Annotated in this window: 17 protein-coding genes; 8 read left to right on the top strand and 9 right to left on the bottom strand. The window is 61.7% G+C overall.

Going from position 1 to position 15,325, the window contains the following annotated elements; all coding sequences use genetic code 11:
• Positions 1-27: 27 nt before the first annotated feature.
• The 4 genes from CAP2UW1_RS16610 to CAP2UW1_RS16595 all read left to right on the top strand — a co-directional run bounded on the left by CAP2UW1_RS16610 (position 28) and on the right by CAP2UW1_RS16595 (position 3,631).
• Positions 28-597: a phasin family protein gene (locus CAP2UW1_RS16610; protein WP_015767786.1), complete on the top strand. Its 570-nt coding sequence runs from the start codon at positions 28-30 to the stop codon at positions 595-597.
• 249 nt (positions 598-846) lie between these two features.
• On the top strand, positions 847-2,064 hold the full coding sequence (locus tag CAP2UW1_RS16605) for a patatin-like phospholipase family protein (protein ID WP_015767785.1): 1,218 nt from the start codon (positions 847-849) through the stop codon (positions 2,062-2,064).
• Positions 2,065-2,162: 98 nt separating this feature from the next.
• The gene (locus tag CAP2UW1_RS16600; RefSeq protein WP_015767784.1) at positions 2,163-2,807 is read left to right on the top strand and encodes a TetR/AcrR family transcriptional regulator; all 645 of its coding nucleotides are present in this window, start codon (positions 2,163-2,165) and stop codon (positions 2,805-2,807) included.
• 50 nt (positions 2,808-2,857) lie between these two features.
• On the top strand, positions 2,858-3,631 hold the full coding sequence (locus tag CAP2UW1_RS16595; protein WP_015767783.1) for a tetratricopeptide repeat protein: 774 nt from the start codon (positions 2,858-2,860) through the stop codon (positions 3,629-3,631).
• A gap of 65 nt (positions 3,632-3,696) precedes the next feature.
• Here CAP2UW1_RS16595 and CAP2UW1_RS16590 read toward each other — a convergent pair whose 3' ends face one another.
• On the bottom strand, positions 3,697-5,190 hold the full coding sequence (locus CAP2UW1_RS16590) for a wax ester/triacylglycerol synthase family O-acyltransferase (RefSeq protein WP_015767782.1): 1,494 nt from the start codon (positions 5,188-5,190) through the stop codon (positions 3,697-3,699).
• Between the two features lie 79 nt (positions 5,191-5,269).
• Here CAP2UW1_RS16590 and CAP2UW1_RS16585 point away from each other — a divergent pair, with 79 nt between their 5' ends.
• A complete protein-coding gene (locus CAP2UW1_RS16585; protein ID WP_015767781.1) occupies positions 5,270-5,530 on the top strand; it encodes an acyl-CoA-binding protein in 261 nt (86 codons plus the stop codon).
• Between the two features lie 33 nt (positions 5,531-5,563).
• On the opposite strand, the gene CAP2UW1_RS16580 is transcribed toward CAP2UW1_RS16585, so the two are convergent.
• The 4 genes from CAP2UW1_RS16580 to CAP2UW1_RS16565 are packed head-to-tail and all read right to left on the bottom strand — an operon-like array spanning position 5,564 to position 8,327.
• Positions 5,564-5,842 carry a polyhydroxyalkanoic acid system family protein gene (locus tag CAP2UW1_RS16580; RefSeq protein WP_015767780.1) on the bottom strand — a complete coding sequence of 93 codons (279 nt, stop codon included), beginning with the start codon at positions 5,840-5,842 and terminating at the stop codon, positions 5,564-5,566.
• 18 nt (positions 5,843-5,860) lie between these two features.
• Positions 5,861-6,727: a ribosome small subunit-dependent GTPase A gene (gene rsgA / locus CAP2UW1_RS16575; RefSeq protein WP_015767779.1), complete on the bottom strand. Its 867-nt coding sequence runs from the start codon at positions 6,725-6,727 to the stop codon at positions 5,861-5,863.
• Positions 6,724-7,065, bottom strand: a complete 342-nt coding sequence (locus CAP2UW1_RS16570; RefSeq protein WP_015767778.1) for a 4a-hydroxytetrahydrobiopterin dehydratase — start codon at positions 7,063-7,065, stop codon at positions 6,724-6,726. The genes rsgA and CAP2UW1_RS16570 overlap by 4 nt, the downstream gene beginning before the upstream one ends.
• Positions 7,066-7,088: 23 nt before the next feature.
• Positions 7,089-8,327 (bottom strand): M48 family metallopeptidase, encoded by a 1,239-nt coding sequence (locus CAP2UW1_RS16565; protein WP_015767777.1) that lies wholly within the window; start codon positions 8,325-8,327, stop codon positions 7,089-7,091.
• A gap of 44 nt (positions 8,328-8,371) precedes the next feature.
• Here CAP2UW1_RS16565 and orn point away from each other — a divergent pair, with 44 nt between their 5' ends.
• Positions 8,372-8,917, top strand: coding sequence for an oligoribonuclease (gene orn, locus CAP2UW1_RS16560; RefSeq protein ID WP_015767776.1), 546 nt, complete (start codon positions 8,372-8,374; stop codon positions 8,915-8,917).
• 44 nt (positions 8,918-8,961) lie between these two features.
• Here orn and CAP2UW1_RS16555 read toward each other — a convergent pair whose 3' ends face one another.
• From CAP2UW1_RS16555 to trxA, 4 genes are all read right to left on the bottom strand, one after another.
• On the bottom strand, positions 8,962-10,614 hold the full coding sequence (locus CAP2UW1_RS16555; RefSeq protein ID WP_015767775.1) for an ArnT family glycosyltransferase: 1,653 nt from the start codon (positions 10,612-10,614) through the stop codon (positions 8,962-8,964).
• 101 nt (positions 10,615-10,715) lie between these two features.
• Positions 10,716-10,931 (bottom strand): 50S ribosomal protein L31, encoded by a 216-nt coding sequence (gene rpmE, locus CAP2UW1_RS16550; protein ID WP_015767774.1) that lies wholly within the window; start codon positions 10,929-10,931, stop codon positions 10,716-10,718.
• Between the two features lie 191 nt (positions 10,932-11,122).
• Complete coding sequence (gene rho / locus CAP2UW1_RS16545) at positions 11,123-12,379, bottom strand: transcription termination factor Rho (RefSeq protein ID WP_015767773.1); 1,257 nt, start codon at positions 12,377-12,379, stop codon at positions 11,123-11,125.
• 189 nt (positions 12,380-12,568) lie between these two features.
• Entirely contained in the window at positions 12,569-12,895 is a 327-nt protein-coding gene (gene trxA, locus CAP2UW1_RS16540) for a thioredoxin TrxA (RefSeq protein WP_015767772.1), read from the bottom strand.
• 189 nt (positions 12,896-13,084) lie between these two features.
• On the opposite strand from trxA, the gene fdxA reads away from it, so the two are divergent.
• Positions 13,085-13,408, top strand: coding sequence for a ferredoxin FdxA (gene fdxA, locus CAP2UW1_RS16535; protein WP_015767771.1), 324 nt, complete (start codon positions 13,085-13,087; stop codon positions 13,406-13,408).
• A gap of 166 nt (positions 13,409-13,574) precedes the next feature.
• Positions 13,575-15,251 carry a long-chain-fatty-acid--CoA ligase FadD gene (gene fadD, locus CAP2UW1_RS16530; protein ID WP_015767770.1) on the top strand — a complete coding sequence of 559 codons (1,677 nt, stop codon included), beginning with the start codon at positions 13,575-13,577 and terminating at the stop codon, positions 15,249-15,251.
• Positions 15,252-15,325 lie beyond the last annotated feature (74 nt).

Raw genomic sequence — 15,325 nt, 5'->3', positions numbered from 1 at the left:
TCGATCACGACGTTCAAGGAGATGAAAATGGGCAAGAAACTCAAAGAATTGGCTGGTGGGCTGACGGAAAACCAACTGGCATCGACGGTCAAGGAATCCGCACAGCAGATCTGGCTGGCCGGTCTCGGTGCCTTTGCCAAGGCGCAGGAGGAAGGCGGCAAGGTATTCGACGCGCTGGTCAAGGAGGGCGAGAGCATTCAGTCGAAGACGCGCCAGATGACCGACGAGAAGATCGCACAGGTTGCCGGCAAGGCGGCGGGGACCTGGGATCGCCTCGAGCAGGTTTTCGAGGATCGCGTCGCGCGTGCCTTGGGGAGCCTCGGCGTACCGAGCAAGCAGGATATCGACAGCCTGTCAAAGCGCGTAGTCGAACTGAGCGCCGCGGTGCAGGCACTGACGGAGGGGAAGGCAGTGGCCAAGACCACTGCCAAGCCAGCCGCAAAGGATGTTGCGGCGGCGGCTGAGTCGGTGGCCGCCAAGCCCGTCGCCAAGCCCGCTGCTGCCAGACCAGCGGCCCGGAAACCTGCCGCCGCGAAGCCGGTTCCGCCGGTGACGCCGGCCGATGTGCTGAGCACCCTGCCGCAGACCAGCGAGTGATCCTGGCGTCCAGAGACCCGCTTGCCGACCCGCACGGCTTGTGTCGCAAAGGTGGCCAGCGCGTCATGCTTGACGCTTGCGCCGGCGACACAGCGGGTGCGGGTTGTGCGGGGGCCTGAGGATCTCCATCGGGCGGCGCACGGCGCTGCCGACAGTGGCATGTGAGCATGCCGACACGCGCCAAGACGATGCTGCCGGGCGTGGCTGTGATGCCGCCGCCGGCACGGCTTTCCCAGACGAGAGGGCTTCATGGCTGCTGCAACCAGATGTTCGAAAGTCGGGCTGGCGCTTGCCGGCGGTGGTCCGGTGGGTGGGATTTACGAAGTCGGGGCAATGGCGGCGCTGGCCGAGGCACTCGATGGCGTGGACTTCAGCGCTTTCGACATTTACGTCGGGGTCAGTTCCGGTGCCTTCATCTCGGCCGCCGTGGCCAACGGGCTGGGGCCAGCGACGCTGGCGCGGATGCTCGTGGAGAATGATACGGACGAGGTTTTCGATCCGGAAATGCTCCTCCGTCCAGCGTTCGGTGAGTACTTCCGGCGTGCGCTATCGCTGCCGGTGCTGTTCTGGTCCTCGCTCCGGCAGTATCTGTCCGACCCTTGGCATCTGCGTTTCGTCGAGGCTTTTCAGGGCCTCAGCCATGCGATCCCAGCCGGGGTTTTCAACAGTGCCGGAATCGATCAACTACTTCGGAAGCTGTTTTCGACGGGCGGCCGATGCAACGATTTCCGGCAGCTCAAACACCGTCTGTTCATCGTCGCGACTGATCTCGACACCGGCGAGTCGGTGGCCTTCGGTTCGCCGGGGCATGATGACGTGCCGATTTCGGTTGCCGTGCAGGCGAGCGCCGCCTTGCCCGGCTTGTTCCCGCCCGTGCGCATCGGCGAGCGCTATTTTGTTGACGGTGCCTTGATCAAGACCCTGCATGCGTCCGTGGCGCTGCACGAGGGCGCCGACCTGGTGATCTGCCTCAACCCGCTGGTACCCTTTGATGCCCGCCTGGCGGCCCAACGTCCGCCGCAGGAAAAACCGACATCGGCTCCTGCGCATCTGGTAGATGGAGGGCTGCCGGTCGTCCTGGCGCAGACCTTTCGCGCCATTATCCACTCGCGAATGCGCACCGGCATGGACCGCTACCGGCTTGAGTTCGCAGGCAAGGACGTGATCCTGTTCGAGCCGACGCGCGACGATGCGGCGATGTTCTTCACCAATGTATTCAGCTATCGTGGCCGCAGCCGCCTTTGCGAGCATGCCTACCAGCGCACGCGCAGCGATCTCTACCGGCGTCGCCATGAACTGAGGCCGATCCTCGAGCGCCACGGTATCCACCTCAACCTCGGGGTGCTGAAGGACCACAGTCGTTCGCTGCTGTCGCGCAAACGCCGCCCGGATCTGGCGAGCAGCGCCAGCGCGCTGGATTCGTCGCTGCGCGATCTCGAGGTCTGGCTGCAGACCCGGCGGGCGTGATCCGGCCAGCTCGACAACCCCATCCTTCTGGCTGGCATTCCCTGACCTGATCAGCAATGCTATGCTGGTCGCCGACGACGGCCAAGGAGAGAGAGTCGATGGAAGGGAAACCAAAGCGGCGAACTCGCGAGCGAATCATCGAAACCAGTCTGCGGCTGTTCAACGACTTTGGTGAGCCGAACGTGACGACCACGGTCATTGCGGATGAGATGAACATCAGCCCGGGCAACCTCTATTACCACTTCCACAACAAGGACGAGATCATCGAGGCGATCTTTGCCTCCTTTGAGCGGGAAATCGAGGAAACACTTGCCGCGCCGACCCGCCGCCAGGCGAACGTCGAGGACATCTGGCTGTTCCTGCACCTGCTCTTCGAACAGATTTGGAAGTATCGCTTCTTCTACCGCGACCTGAACGATCTGCTGACTCGCAATCGCGTCCTGGAAATTCACTTCAAGCAGATCCTGGCGCACAAGGTGAGAACGGCGACGAGCCTGTGTGAAGGTTTGGTGACGGCAGGAGCGATGCGTGCTACCACTGACCAGATGCGCGCGCTGGCAACGAACATGGCGGTGATCGCGACCTACTGGCTGTCGTTCGAGTACGCTTGCGACCCGCGCGGCAAGGTCGAAAGCGGCCGTCTCGGGCGCGGCGTGTATCAGGCGATGGCCATGTTGTCGCCATTTCTGCTGGGCGAGGCGAAAGGCCTGCTCGACAAATTGTCAGGCGAGTACGTCGGCTAGTGGGACTCTGCGTTGCACTTTGTTCTTGTTAAAAATATTAAGGATATTCAATGGCCTGGAAGAAATTTCCCTATTCCGATACGGGTTTTGCCTACCCTGGTGCGGCTCTGCAGAAGAACTGGGCGCGTCTGCATCGTGGCGACTGTGAGCCGTTTCCCGAGGATGCGAAGGTGCAGGATGCATGGCGTAGCTATCACGCCGGGGAGTTCGGCAAGGCGGTCGAAACAGGTCTCGCCTGCGGTATCGCCGGTTACAACGTGGCCAACAAGGCGGCGACCATCTATGCCAATTACCTGGAGAGCGACGACGAGCGAAAACGCAGTCTACTCATGGAGGTCGCTCAGCGTTGCGAGGAGCAACACGAAAAGACGCCGCACGACGCCAACGCCTGGTATCTCCACGCTTTTGCGCTGGGTCGTTACAGCCAGAGCATCTCGGTGGTCAAGGCGCTCGCCCAGGGTCTCGGTGGCAAGATCAAGAACAGCCTGACGCGGGCGCTGGAGATCGAACCAGGACACGCCGACGCGCATGTGGCGCTCGGTGCCTATCACGCCGAAGTAATCGACAAGGTTGGGGCGCTGGTCGGTGGGCTGACCTACGGGGCCAAGAAGACTACCGGCAACGAGCTTCTCGAAACCGCCCTGAAGCTCAATCCCGACTCGGCGATCACGCGCATCGAGTATGCGAACGCGTTGGTGATGATGTTCGGCAAGGCGAAAATGAAGGACGCCGAGCGTCTCTACCAGGAAGCCGCAGCGTTTACCCCGATGGATGCCATGGAACGTCTCGACGTCGAAGCGGCCAAGGAAGAACTGGCGGACTGACTGTCACCCCGCGCGTGCGCGCCGTCCGCTGCCGCGCCGGGTTGGACAGGGTGCCCGCGGGGTCGTCAGGCTCCGGCCAGGGCGAGCATGTCTTCTTCCACTGCCTCCGGCCAGCCAAGCCGATCCCAGGGTTCGAGAAGGACCAGCCAGAGGAGTTTCTCGAACTCGTCGGCAAAGCGGCCAACGATTTTCTCGGGGTCATCGACCATGTTCTTGTCGGTGATCAGTCCGAATTGCACGCGGCCGTCGTAGGAAAGAATGCTGACGCCCATGCCGATTTCGCCCGCTTGCGGAACCCACACCATCTGTTGCTCGATCCGGCTGCCGGCAAAGAAGCGGCCCTGCTGAAAGCCGGGGACGTTGGTCATCACCGCTGTCGTCTTGTCCGCAAGTTGGTTGAGTACCTTGTCCTGCACGAATTTTGGCGCCATGCCTGCCGCGCCGATGAGCGAGAAGGTCAGCATCGCCTGATGCGAGCCCTTCAATGCTGCCATCCTGGCGCGTGTCGCGTAGAGCCGGGCGAGGGGATTCTCGATACCGATCGGTAGTTCGAGGGTGACGAGGCCAAAATGGTTGCCGAGCTCGCCGATGTCGCTGGCTGTCCGCAGATTGACCGGAACCATGACGCGAATCTCGGCCCGGCCCACCGCATCGCCTTGCGCCGCGAGGTAGCTACGCAGGGCGCCGCCAACCGAGGAGAGCAGCGTGTCGTTCACCGAGCAGCCGAGAACTTTGCCGACGGCCTTGATGTCTGCGAGCGAGATGGGCTCGGACCAGGCCACGCGTTTGACCGTGCCGGCCTTGCCTTTGAAGCGTGTGACGCTGTCGCTGGGAAGCAGCGCGAGTTTGCCGACTTCCTGGGCGATCGCTCCGGCAAAGCGCGCGTAATCGCGCAGCGTTCCCGGATCCTGACGCAAGCCGAGGTAGTGACCCCAGAGATGGCCGCCCACGCGGATCGAGGCCAGGGCGACGTCGCTGAGCGGTTCGAGAACCAATCGCCAGAACGGGTCGCCAGCGTCGCCCTGATGCTCGTCAGTGTCTCTCGCGGCAAGCGCGCTGGCGTCCGTCTCCGCCTCCGGTCCGCCATCCTCGCGAGCGTTGGCGCGCTCGTCGGTGAGCGAGTTGATGACGCCAATCAGGGCGATACCGTCGGCAATCGCGTGGTGGATGCGGACGACCAGTGCCGAGTTGCCTTTGGCGGTGTCGACGAGGTTGAATTCCCAGCGCGGTCGCGCCGGGTTGAGCGGCGTGCTGGCCATCTCGGCAACGAACTTCTGCAACTCCGCTTTGCCGCAGGGGGCGGGGAGCAGCGAATGACGGACGTGTGCATCGATGTCGAAGTCGGGATCATCGACCCACCACGCACCTTCCGCATCGAGTATCGCGATCTGCTGGAAGCGTCGGTATCGGCGCAGCCGCAGGGCGACCGTACGCTTGAAGCGCTCAGCGTCAATGCGGCCCCTGAACAGCATCACACCGAGGATCTGCATCAGGTTCTCGGGCCGGTCCATGCGCAGCCAGGCCGTGTCGACGTGGGACATCGGTTCGCGCGAACTCATGGCGTCTGCTCCCGGAGGAAATGGCAAGCTCATATAATAGCAAGTCATTTCATCGCATCATCGACCGGAGGAGTTTTTCATGAGCGATCTACACGCCCAGTTCGAGACGGCTGTTGCCCGTTCCAAGACCTTGCGCGAGCGTCCGGACAATGCCACCTTGCTCAGGCTTTACGCGCTTTACAAGCAGGCGAGCGACGGTGATGTAGACGGCCGACGGCCCGGGTTTACCGACATGGTTGGTCGCGCCAAGTACGATGCCTGGGCTGCGCTCAAGGGAACAGCTTCCGACGACGCGATGCACGAGTACGTCTCCCTCGTCGACAGGCTGCTCGGCGGTTGACGCCCTTCCCGCCGCGCTTGCGCTCCGGCGTGTTCAGGTCGGGAAGTTCTCGTCGAAGAATCTGTGAACCTCACGCTCTATGGTCGGCTTGAGCGCAAAGAGCAGGAATCCGAGGTGGATGTGGAGGGTGACTTCGCTGTCGTCGAGCGACAGTTCGCCGGTAAGCCCGGGCCGCTTGAACCGCATGACATCGCCGTTCCAGGCGTAGTCCAGGTCGAACTCCTCCTTCAACTCGGAGGCCATGTGTTCAGCTGAGCTGCGGGCGTCGGCGCGGGTCTTGCCATGTTGGCGGCGAATGTTGATGTCGCTCATCGGAGATGTCCTGTCGTGTTAGCCGATTTCGGCACAGAGTGAGCGGAATGCGGCGAAGCGCCGCGGGTCGATGTCGCCTTGGTCGAGTGCCGCGTGGAGGCTGCAGTCCGGTTCCCGATTATGGCGGCAGTCGCGGAAACGACATCGGCCGAGCAGCGGGCGGAACTCGATGAACGCCTGCGCCAGCTCGTCCGCCGACAGATGGCGCAGGCCGAAAGCCATCAGCCCCGGTGAGTCAACCAGCGCGGATCTGGCGTCAAGGTGATAGAGTCTGGTGTGTGTCGTGGTGTGCTTGCCCGCGTTGAGGGCTTGCGAGATCTCGCAGGTTGACGCTTTGGCGCCGGGAATCAGGGCATTGATCAGGGTCGACTTGCCCATTCCGGACTGGCCGATCAACAAACTCGTTTGCTCTTCCAGACAAGGCAGCAGGAGCGCGCTCTCGGTGCGGGCGCAGAGCTTCAGCACCGGATACCCCAGTTTCTCGAATGGCGCCAGTGTCCTCGCGGCGCTGGCCACAAGACCGGCAAGATCACACTTGTTGAGCACGATCACGACCCGGATCCCCTGGGTTTCCGCGGCGACGATGCAACGTGTGAGCAACTCATCGGAAAATGGCGGCTCGGTGGCGACGACGATGACGATCTGTGTGACGTTGGCGGCAATCAGTTTTTGCCTGAACTTGTCGGAGCGGTAGAGCAGGGTCTTGCGCGGCTCGAATGAGCTGACTACGCCTTGGGCGGCATTTGTCGGCTGCACGATCACCTGGTCGCCGCAGGCGAGTTCGCTCTTCTTGCCGCGCGGAAAGCAGAGCAGCGTCGTACCGTCGGCCAACTCCACCCGATACTGTCGGCCATACGCGGCGACGACGGTGCCCGCGCGTCTCAAGTTCCTGCCAGTGCCTCGACGTGGGCAGCACAGATGAAGTCGTTTCGCGACAGGCCGCCGACGTCATGCGTGCTGTAACTTACCCTGACCCGACCGTAGCCGACTTCCAGGTCGGGATGGTGGTTCTGACGTTCAGCCAGCCAGGCCACGGTGTTGACGAAGAGCAGCGTGGCAGCATAGCTGGGAAAGGTGAAATCCTTCCGGAGAACGCCGGTGTCGGCAATGCTCCAGCCGGGTAGCGATCCGAGCAGGGCATTTGCCTGGCCTGGATCAAGCAAGTGCTGGCTGCCGCGCAAGGGACGGCAGTGTTCGAGGGCAAGCGACGGTTCGGTGTTCATGGTCGAGGTCTCCGGTGCTCGGTTCAGGCCGCCTGCAGGCGGGCGATACGCAGGGCGGCGGGCGGATGCGAGTCGTAGAACAGCGAGTGTAGCGGGTCGGGAGTCAAGGTTGCGGCGTTGTCTTCGTAGAGCTTTACCAGCGCGCTTGCCAACTGTTCGGCCGAGGCGTTCTCGGCCGCGTAGCGGTCGGCTGCAAACTCGTCGCGGCGCGACAGGAGGCTGAGCAGCGGCGTCAGCAGGAAAGCGAAAACGGGCCCGACCAGGAAGAAAAGCACGAGCCCGAGTGCCGTATTTCCGGTGACCAGTCCCAGGCCGCCATAGAACCAGGGGGCATCGATCAGTTGGCCGAGGAGGGCGAGAAAGGCCAGCGACAGCGCAAAGAGCATGCCGATTCGCTTGAGCACGTGTCGGTGGCTGAAATGGCCAAGTTCGTGCGCGAGCACCGCTTCCACCTCCGCAGCTTGCAGGCGGCAGAGCAGCGTGTCGAAGAAGACAATGCGCTTCGTCTTGCCGAAGCCGGTGAAATACGCGTTTCCGTGGTTGGATCGCTTCGACCCGTCCATCACGAAGAGTCCCGAACTGGCGAAGCCGCAGCGCGTCAGCAGCGCCTCGATGCGTTCTCTCAGCCCGGCGTCGTCGAGTGGTGCGAACTTGTTGAACAGGGGCGCGATCCAGGTCGGATAGACGAACAGCATCAGCAGATTGAAAGCGCACCAGAAGACCCAAACGTAGAGCCACCACAGGCTACCCATTCTCTCCATCAGCCAGAGCACGGCGAGCAACACTGGCGTCCCGATGAGGATGCCCAGAGCCAACTGCTTCACCAGGTCGACAAGAAAGAGTCCGAGCGTCATGCGGTTGAAGCCAAACTTCTCTTCGATGACGAACTGACGATAGAGCGCGAGCGGCAGATCGAGGAGTCCGGAAATGGCGATGACGCTGAAAATCACGACCACGCCGTAGACGAGGCCGTCGAGTCGCGTCGACCAGAAGTCGTGCAGCGCCTGGAGGCCGCCACCGAGGGTGAGGGCGAGCAGGACGGCGACCTCGGCGACAAGGCCTGCACGACCGAAGTGGGTGCGTGCCACGGTGTAGTCAGCAGCCTTCTGATGCGCGCCAAGTGCGATCCGTTCAGCAAATCCGGGGGGAACCTTCTCTCGGTGCGCGCTGACGTACGAAATCTGACGGCGTGCCAGCCAGAGGCGCAAGGCGGACATTACCAACAGGGCGGCAAGAAAGGCGAGAGTCAGAATGTTGTCCATGGGTCTGTGACACAATACTGCTTTTCAAGGTTCAGACGGATTATATGGCACAGGATGCGAATCACCTCGTTTGGCTGGACATGGAAATGACCGGTCTTGATCCGGAGCGCGAGCGGATCATCGAGCTGGCCATCGTCATTACCGACGGTCAACTCGCGACGCTTGCCGAGTCGCCCGCATGGGTCATCCATCAGGACGACACCTGTCTGGATGCGATGGATGAGTGGAACCGGAAGACGCACGGTCGCTCGGGACTGATTGAGCGGGTCCGCGTGTCCGCACTCGACGAGGTGGCAGTCGAAGCAGCAGCGCTGGCCTTCGTTCAGGAATGGGTTCCGCAGGCAAGCAGCCCGCTCTGCGGCAACTCGGTCGGGCAGGATCGCCGCTTCATGGTGAAGTACTTGCCGCAGTTCGAGGCCTGGTTTCACTATCGCAACCTTGACGTGAGCACGCTGAAGGAATTGTGTCGGCGCTGGAAGCCGGAATTGGCGAAAGGTTTCGTCAAGAAGGCGGATCACACGGCGCTTGGCGACATCCGGGAATCCATCGAGGAACTGAAATACTACCGCGAGCATTTCATCAGGCTCTGAGCAAGTAGCGCCCGCTGCCGGCGAACCCCCCCTCAACCGGCGAGCTATGGCGCTTTTCTTACGTCACGCCGGTAGAGTTGCAGTTTTTCGGCGTCACGCCGGTCGCTGGGGCGTCCGCCCTCCCACACCTTCCGCCAGCCGCCAGCGGCGATCGCACCCTTGTCCCTGGGCAGGCCATGCATCAGTAGCCAGTCACAGTCGAGACCGGCTTCCGACCGGGTGGTGAGCGTGCGTATTCCGTCAAAGTAGTCGAGAGAAGCGAGAATGGAGTCGGCAACATTGGTACTGGCGATGCAATTGCGCGTCTCGGGCAAGGCTCTGGCGAGCGATGCCGACACCGGTCGGTAGGTCTTCCCGTGGTCTACCCACGGCATCAGCAGTGTCGCAGTCAACAGCCAGAACAGGGTCAGGCCAGCCATCCAGTGCATGATCCCACGCATTGGCGAGCGCGGACTGGTGGCGATCAGCCAGCACCAGACGGCAGTCCCGAACAGGGCGAGGCCGACAGCGGGGATGCTCAAGTGACCGATGAAACCTGGCTCGAGTCGGCTGGCCTGACGGGCGAGCCTTTCCGGCCAGCCGAACACCGTCGCGCACCACGCAACCCAGACGACTCCGGCGAAGACGCTGAAGGTGATCATGCCGAACCAGTCGAAGGCGTTCGCGGCGCCGCGCCGCAGGGAGGTGATGCCGGGAACGGCGAGCAGCACCAGTGGCGGCAGCAACAGCAAGGCAGGCGCGCTGCGCGCGCCAAAGCAGTAGCTGACGCCCAGAAGTACCATCAGGAAGGCAACCACCGGCAGAGCCAGTGGCCGCGTCGTAAATTGGCGGCGCTTTGCCCAGAGCGTCCAGCCGGCCAGGGGAAAGGCGGGCCAAGCGTACCATGGGAGCATCATCACGAGGCCCCACAGGTTGACGAGAGGTTGGGCGCTGGCGTGCAGTTGTGTCGACTCGCTTCGCCAGAAGGCCGCCAGGTAGTCAGGTGAGTTTGCCAGCAAGGCGATCAGCCATGCGCCGCCAAGAGCGGCGGCCAGGAGCAGCGAACCGACGAGCAGTAGCGCCGCTTGTTGCCGCTTTTCCGATCGCCAGACGACGAAGGCGGCCAGTGGCACGAGCGGCAACATGGGGGGCAGGCCGTTGGCAAGAAAGCCGAGTCCCAGTGCCGAACCAAAGTAGCAGGCGCCCGCGACAGGCTTTCGGCCGAGCAGGAAGAGCCCCCAGTAGGCGGCGGTGTGCGCCGTCAAGGCAGCGAGCATCGGCTGCGCTTCGTGCGCGTGGAAAAGGAAACCAATGCTGCCGGCCAGCAGTAGCGGTGCGGCCGGCGCTGCCTCGCGGCCATGCAGTTCGCGTGCCGCGAGCAGTATGAAAGCAAGTGCGAGCAGGGTGCATAGGCCGCTGGCCAAGCGGGCTCCCGCATGTACCGGGAGCAACCAGGAAAACACGTGGCTGCTGGCTGCCGCCACCCAATAATAGAGGGGGGCGTCGGGATAGGGACGGCCGGCAAGGCCAGGCGTTAGCCAGTTACCGTTCGCGACGATGTCGTGGACTATGCCGATGGTCAGGGCGTCGTCGTTCTTCCAGGGGTCGTGGCCGACCAGACCGGTGAAGATGTAGAGGGCGAGCAGCACCGCCAGGGTCCAGCCGCTGGGCGGCAGCGGAATTCCCTTGAAGCGGGGATGCTCCGGGTGTGCTGGCATCTGCAGTGGGTGTGGCGGGCGCGCTGGCTATGCGAGCGAAACGAAAAAGGCAGCCGCGGGGCTGCCTTCTCTATCGACTCCTGTCGGCCTAGCGGGCCGGCTCAAGCCGACTTGCGAATGGCCCCGTACTTCTGGTTGAACTTTTCGACTCGCCCGGCCGTGTCGATGATCTTCTGCTTGCCGGTGTAAAAGGGATGGCAAGCTGCGCACACTTCGACATGCAGAGCCTTCTTCATCGTCGACCGGGTGGTGAAGGTGTTGCCGCAGGAGCATGTCACCGTGATTTCGTTATAGGCGGGGTGGACGTTGGCTTTCATCTGGTGCTTTTCCTGTATGTTGAATCAGGCGGCCCATCGTCAGGCGTTGACAGCCGGGACATGGCGCCCTGAGAAAAATCCCGATTATCGGCGATTTTTGTCGCATCTGCAATTGCGAGTCGTGGCAGAAAAGTTGCCGACTGCGTCGGCTTCCTTGGCCGACGAGGAACGGGCAGCGATGGCGCTACCGCTCAGCGGCGCATCGAGTCGAAGAACTCGCCGTTGTTCTTGGTGGCCTTGATCTTGTCGAGCAGGAACTCCATTGCTTCCAGATCATCCATGTTGTACAGGAGCTTGCGCAAAACCCACATCTTTTGCAGGACGTCCGGCTTGAGCAGGAGTTCCTCGCGGCGGGTGCCGGACCGGTTGACGTTGATCGCCGGGTAGACCCTTTTCTCGGCCATTCGACGATCAAGGTGGATCTCCATGTTGCCCGTGCCCTTGAACTCCTCGTAGATGACGTCGTCCATGCGGCTGCCGGTATCGATGAGCGCAGTGGCGATGATGGTTAGCGAGCCGCCTTCCTCGATGTTCCGTGCCGCACCAAAGAAGCGCTTTGGCTTCTGGAGAGCGTTGGCATCGACGCCACCGGTGAGGACCTTGCCGGAGGCTGGTTGCACGGTGTTGTAAGCGCGTGCCAGGCGCGTGATCGAGTCGAGCAGGATGACCACATCGCGCTTGTGTTCGATCAGGCGTTTGGCTTTCTCAATGACCATTTCGGCCACCTGAACATGACGGGTCGCCGGTTCGTCAAAGGTCGAAGCGACGACTTCACCACGGACCGAGCGCGTCATTTCCGTAACTTCTTCGGGGCGTTCGTCGATCAGCAGCACGATCAGGGTGACGTCCGGGTGGTTGGTGGTGATGGCGTGTGCGATGTGTTGCATCATCACGGTCTTGCCGCTCTTTGGGCTGGCGACAAGCAGACCTCGCTGGCCTTTGCCGATGGGTGCGATGATGTCGACGATGCGACTGGTAATGTTCTCTTCGCCCCGGATGTCGCGTTCGAGCTTGAGGTGTTCGGAGGGGTGCAGGGGCGTCAGGTTCTCGAAGAGAATCTTGTTCTTCGACGCCTCCGGGGCCTCGCCATTGATCTTGTCGACCTTGACCAGAGCGAAATACCGCTCACCGTCCTTCGGCGTACGGATCTCACCCTCGATCGTGTCACCGGTATGCAGATTGAAACGCCTGATCTGGCTCGGGCTGACGTAGATGTCGTCGGTGCTGGCGAGGTACGAGGTGTCCGGGGAGCGCAGGAAGCCAAATCCATCGGATAGCGTCTCCAGGGTGCCATCGCCGAAGATGGTCTCGCCTTTCCTGGCCTGATTCTTGAGCAACGCGAAGATGAGTTCGTGCTTGCGCAGCCGGTTTGCTCCTTCGACGTTATTGGTGATGGCCATGTCGAGAAGCTGGCTTACATGGAGTGCCTTGAGTTCGGATAGGTGCATGTGCTGAAGACGAAGAAGGGAAGGGCCAGGCGGGCGGCGGGAGCCGCGACGAAAACACGTGCTGAAAAATTGCCTCGGACCGGGCGGGAACAACTATGGGGGGAGGACGCCTGAAGGTTCTGCGCGGGTTTGTGGTTCGCGATGGGTCAGGTGCCGTCCCATCGAACCTGCAGGCGGAGGGTAACGACTTTACAGATTGCTGTCAATGAAGGTGATCAGTTGTGACCGCGACAGCGCGCCAACCTTGGTGGCTTCGACATTCCCGTTCTTGAACAACATCAGCGTCGGAATGCCGCGGATCCCGTAGCTGGCCGGGGTCTTCTGATTGTCGTCGATGTTCAACTTGACCACCTTCAGCCGTCCGGCATAGTCGCTGGCGATGTCGTCGAGGAGTGGCGCAATCATCTTGCATGGACCGCACCATTCGGCCCAGTAGTCGACGAGAACCGGTTGGTCGGATTGCAGTACATCGATACCGAAGTTGTCGTCTGTGACGTGATGGATGTGTTCGCTCATTAAGAAGCCTCTTGCAGGAACTGGGGTGAGATGCGCGTGGTTGCGGGTCGAAAGGCGAACTCAGTGGCACGCCTGTCCAGCCAGCCGTGCAATGCTAGCGAAAAAAACCCGTCAAGGGAAGCCGCCGCTCTGTCTCGTCGGCGGCAAATGCGCTATAGTTTCCGTGTTTCATTTTCCCGAATCGAGACAATGGCCTACGTCGTTACTGAGAGTTGCATCAAGTGTAAGTTCACGGATTGTGTTGATGTCTGTCCTGTTGATTGTTTCCACGAGGGTCCGAATTTCCTGGTGATCGATCCCGACGAGTGCATCGATTGCACGCTGTGTGTTCCCGAGTGCCCGGCGGAAGCCATTTTTGCCGAGGACGACGTTCCCGACACACAGCGCGCCTTCATCGCGCTCAATGCCGAGTTGGCCAAGGCCTGGCCGACGATCGTCGAGCGTAAGGATCCCTTGCCTGACGCAGACGAGTGGAACGGCAGGGCAGACAAGCTGAAGTATCTCGAGCGATGAGGTCCATGGCCGACTGACTTTGCGTCTTCATCGCCTGTGCCTGCAGGAGGCGACCCTGCCCGCTCGTCTGGTACAGGTTGACTGTCGCGACAGGCTGTCGGCAGATGACGGGTAGTGCGATGCACAGACATACACACACATACAATATGACTCAGGAGGAGAGCAAGTGGAGAAGATTTGGCTGAAGAGTTACCAGAAGGGCGTGCCCGCCGAGATTGACCTGCAGGAGTTCCAGTCGCTCGGGGAACTCTTCGAGAAGAGCGTCGCGCAGTATCGCGACCGGGTCGCCTATATCAACATGGGTGTCGAGGTGACCTTCGGAGAACTCGACAAGCTGTCAAGAGATTTCGCCGCGTATCTGCAGTCGGTGCTCAAGCTGCCCCGCGGCGCGCGGGTGGCGATCATGATGCCGAACGTGCTCCAGTACCCGATCTGCATTTTCGGCGCCTTGCGCGCCGGCTATGTGGTGGTGAACGTCAACCCGCTGTACACGCCGCGCGAACTCGAGCACCAGCTGAAGGACTCGGGGGCAGACGTCATCGTGATACTCGAGAATTTTGCCGTGACCCTCGAGCAGGTTCTGACGAGGACGCCGGTCAAGCACATCGTCATGGCGCGCCTCGGCGACATGCTCGGCTTTCCGAAAGGTGCCGTCGTCAACTTTGTCGTAAAGTACGTCAAGAAGATGGTTCCGGCGTGGAGTCTGCCACGTGCCGTCAATTTCCGCACGGCTCTCGCCAAGGGTGCCTCGGCGGAACTCAAGTCGGTCGCCGTCTCTCAGGAGGATCTGGCTTTCCTGCAGTACACGGGTGGCACGACTGGTCTTTCGAAAGGGGCGATGCTTATTCATCGCAACATCCTGGCGAATCTGGCGCAGGCGCACGCGTGGATTCAGCCGGCACTCGGCAGCGAGCAGCACATGGTCGTCACGGCGCTGCCGCTTTACCATATCTTTGCCTTGACGGCGAACTGCTTCACCTTCTTCAAGATTGGTGCCAGCAACCTGCTGATCACCAATCCGCGCGACATTCCTGGCTTCGTCGCCGAAATCGGCAAGTATCCATTCACGGTGATCACTGGCGTCAACACCCTGTTCAATGCGCTGCTCAACAATGATGCCTTCTGCGCCCTCGACTTCAGCAAGCTGAAGGTTACACTCGGTGGCGGAATGGCCGTTCAGAGGGCGGTCGCGGAGCGTTGGAAAGCGGTTACCGGCAAGCCGCTGATAGAGGCCTATGGTCTGACCGAGACATCGCCGGCGGCGACCATCAATCCGCTCGACATTCCCGAGTACACCGGCGCGATTGGTGTGCCGATCTCGTCCACCGAAGTCGCGATTCGCAATGATGCGGGTGCCGATGTGCCGCTCGGCGAGCGCGGTGAGCTTTGCATCCGTGGGCCGCAGGTGATGAAAGGCTACTACAATCGCCCTGAAGAAACCGCGAAGGTCATCATGCCAGACGGTTTTCTCCTTACCGGTGACATCGCGGTCATGGACGAGCAAGGTTTCGTTCGCATCGTCGACCGCAAGAAAGACATGATTCTCGTCTCCGGCTTCAACGTCTACCCGAACGAGGTCGAGGACGTCGTCGCCCAGCATCCCGGGGTACTCGAAGTCGCCGCCGTCGGCGTGCCGCACGACAAGTCGGGCGAAGCGGTCAAGATCTTCGTGGTCAAGAAGGATCCGTCGCTTACCGCGGAGGGCCTGATCGCACATTGCCGCGAGCATCTGACGGGCTACAAGGTGCCGGGGCAGGTCGAATTCCGCGCCGAGTTGCCGAAGACCAATGTCGGCAAGATTCTGCGCCGCGAACTACGTGACGAGGCGCTGAAGAAGGCCTGACTGGCCGGCCTTTGGGGGCGCTGCTGGGGCTCATCGCGCGGCAGTGCCTCCGGGTGATTCCGGTTGCCAGGTGG

Source organism: Candidatus Accumulibacter phosphatis (genome assembly GCF_000024165.1).
Lineage (GTDB): Bacteria > Pseudomonadota > Gammaproteobacteria > Burkholderiales > Rhodocyclaceae > Accumulibacter > Accumulibacter phosphatis.
The sequence above is the reverse complement of the archived record's forward strand: the minus strand, read 5'-3'. Positions and strand labels throughout refer to the sequence as shown.

Bases quoted from the DNA above. Each gene is read 5' to 3' on its own strand.
- CAP2UW1_RS16610 (WP_015767786.1), top strand. From the start codon at position 28: ATGGGCAAGAAACTCAAAGAATTGGCTGGTGGGCTGACGGAAAACCAA.
- CAP2UW1_RS16605 (WP_015767785.1), top strand. From the start codon at position 847: ATGGCTGCTGCAACCAGATGTTCGAAAGTCGGGCTGGCGCTTGCCGGC.
- CAP2UW1_RS16600 (WP_015767784.1), top strand. From the start codon at position 2,163: ATGGAAGGGAAACCAAAGCGGCGAACTCGCGAGCGAATCATCGAAACC.
- CAP2UW1_RS16595 (WP_015767783.1), top strand. From the start codon at position 2,858: ATGGCCTGGAAGAAATTTCCCTATTCCGATACGGGTTTTGCCTACCCT.
- CAP2UW1_RS16590 (WP_015767782.1), bottom strand. From the start codon at position 5,190: ATGAGTTCGCGCGAACCGATGTCCCACGTCGACACGGCCTGGCTGCGC.
- CAP2UW1_RS16585 (WP_015767781.1), top strand. From the start codon at position 5,270: ATGAGCGATCTACACGCCCAGTTCGAGACGGCTGTTGCCCGTTCCAAG.
- CAP2UW1_RS16580 (WP_015767780.1), bottom strand. From the start codon at position 5,842: ATGAGCGACATCAACATTCGCCGCCAACATGGCAAGACCCGCGCCGAC.
- CAP2UW1_RS16570 (WP_015767778.1), bottom strand. From the start codon at position 7,065: ATGAACACCGAACCGTCGCTTGCCCTCGAACACTGCCGTCCCTTGCGC.
- CAP2UW1_RS16565 (WP_015767777.1), bottom strand. From the start codon at position 8,327: ATGGACAACATTCTGACTCTCGCCTTTCTTGCCGCCCTGTTGGTAATG.
- orn (WP_015767776.1), top strand. From the start codon at position 8,372: ATGGCACAGGATGCGAATCACCTCGTTTGGCTGGACATGGAAATGACC.
- CAP2UW1_RS16555 (WP_015767775.1), bottom strand. From the start codon at position 10,614: ATGCCAGCACACCCGGAGCATCCCCGCTTCAAGGGAATTCCGCTGCCG.
- rpmE (WP_015767774.1), bottom strand. From the start codon at position 10,931: ATGAAAGCCAACGTCCACCCCGCCTATAACGAAATCACGGTGACATGC.
- rho (WP_015767773.1), bottom strand. From the start codon at position 12,379: ATGCACCTATCCGAACTCAAGGCACTCCATGTAAGCCAGCTTCTCGAC.
- trxA (WP_015767772.1), bottom strand. From the start codon at position 12,895: ATGAGCGAACACATCCATCACGTCACAGACGACAACTTCGGTATCGAT.
- fdxA (WP_015767771.1), top strand. From the start codon at position 13,085: ATGGCCTACGTCGTTACTGAGAGTTGCATCAAGTGTAAGTTCACGGAT.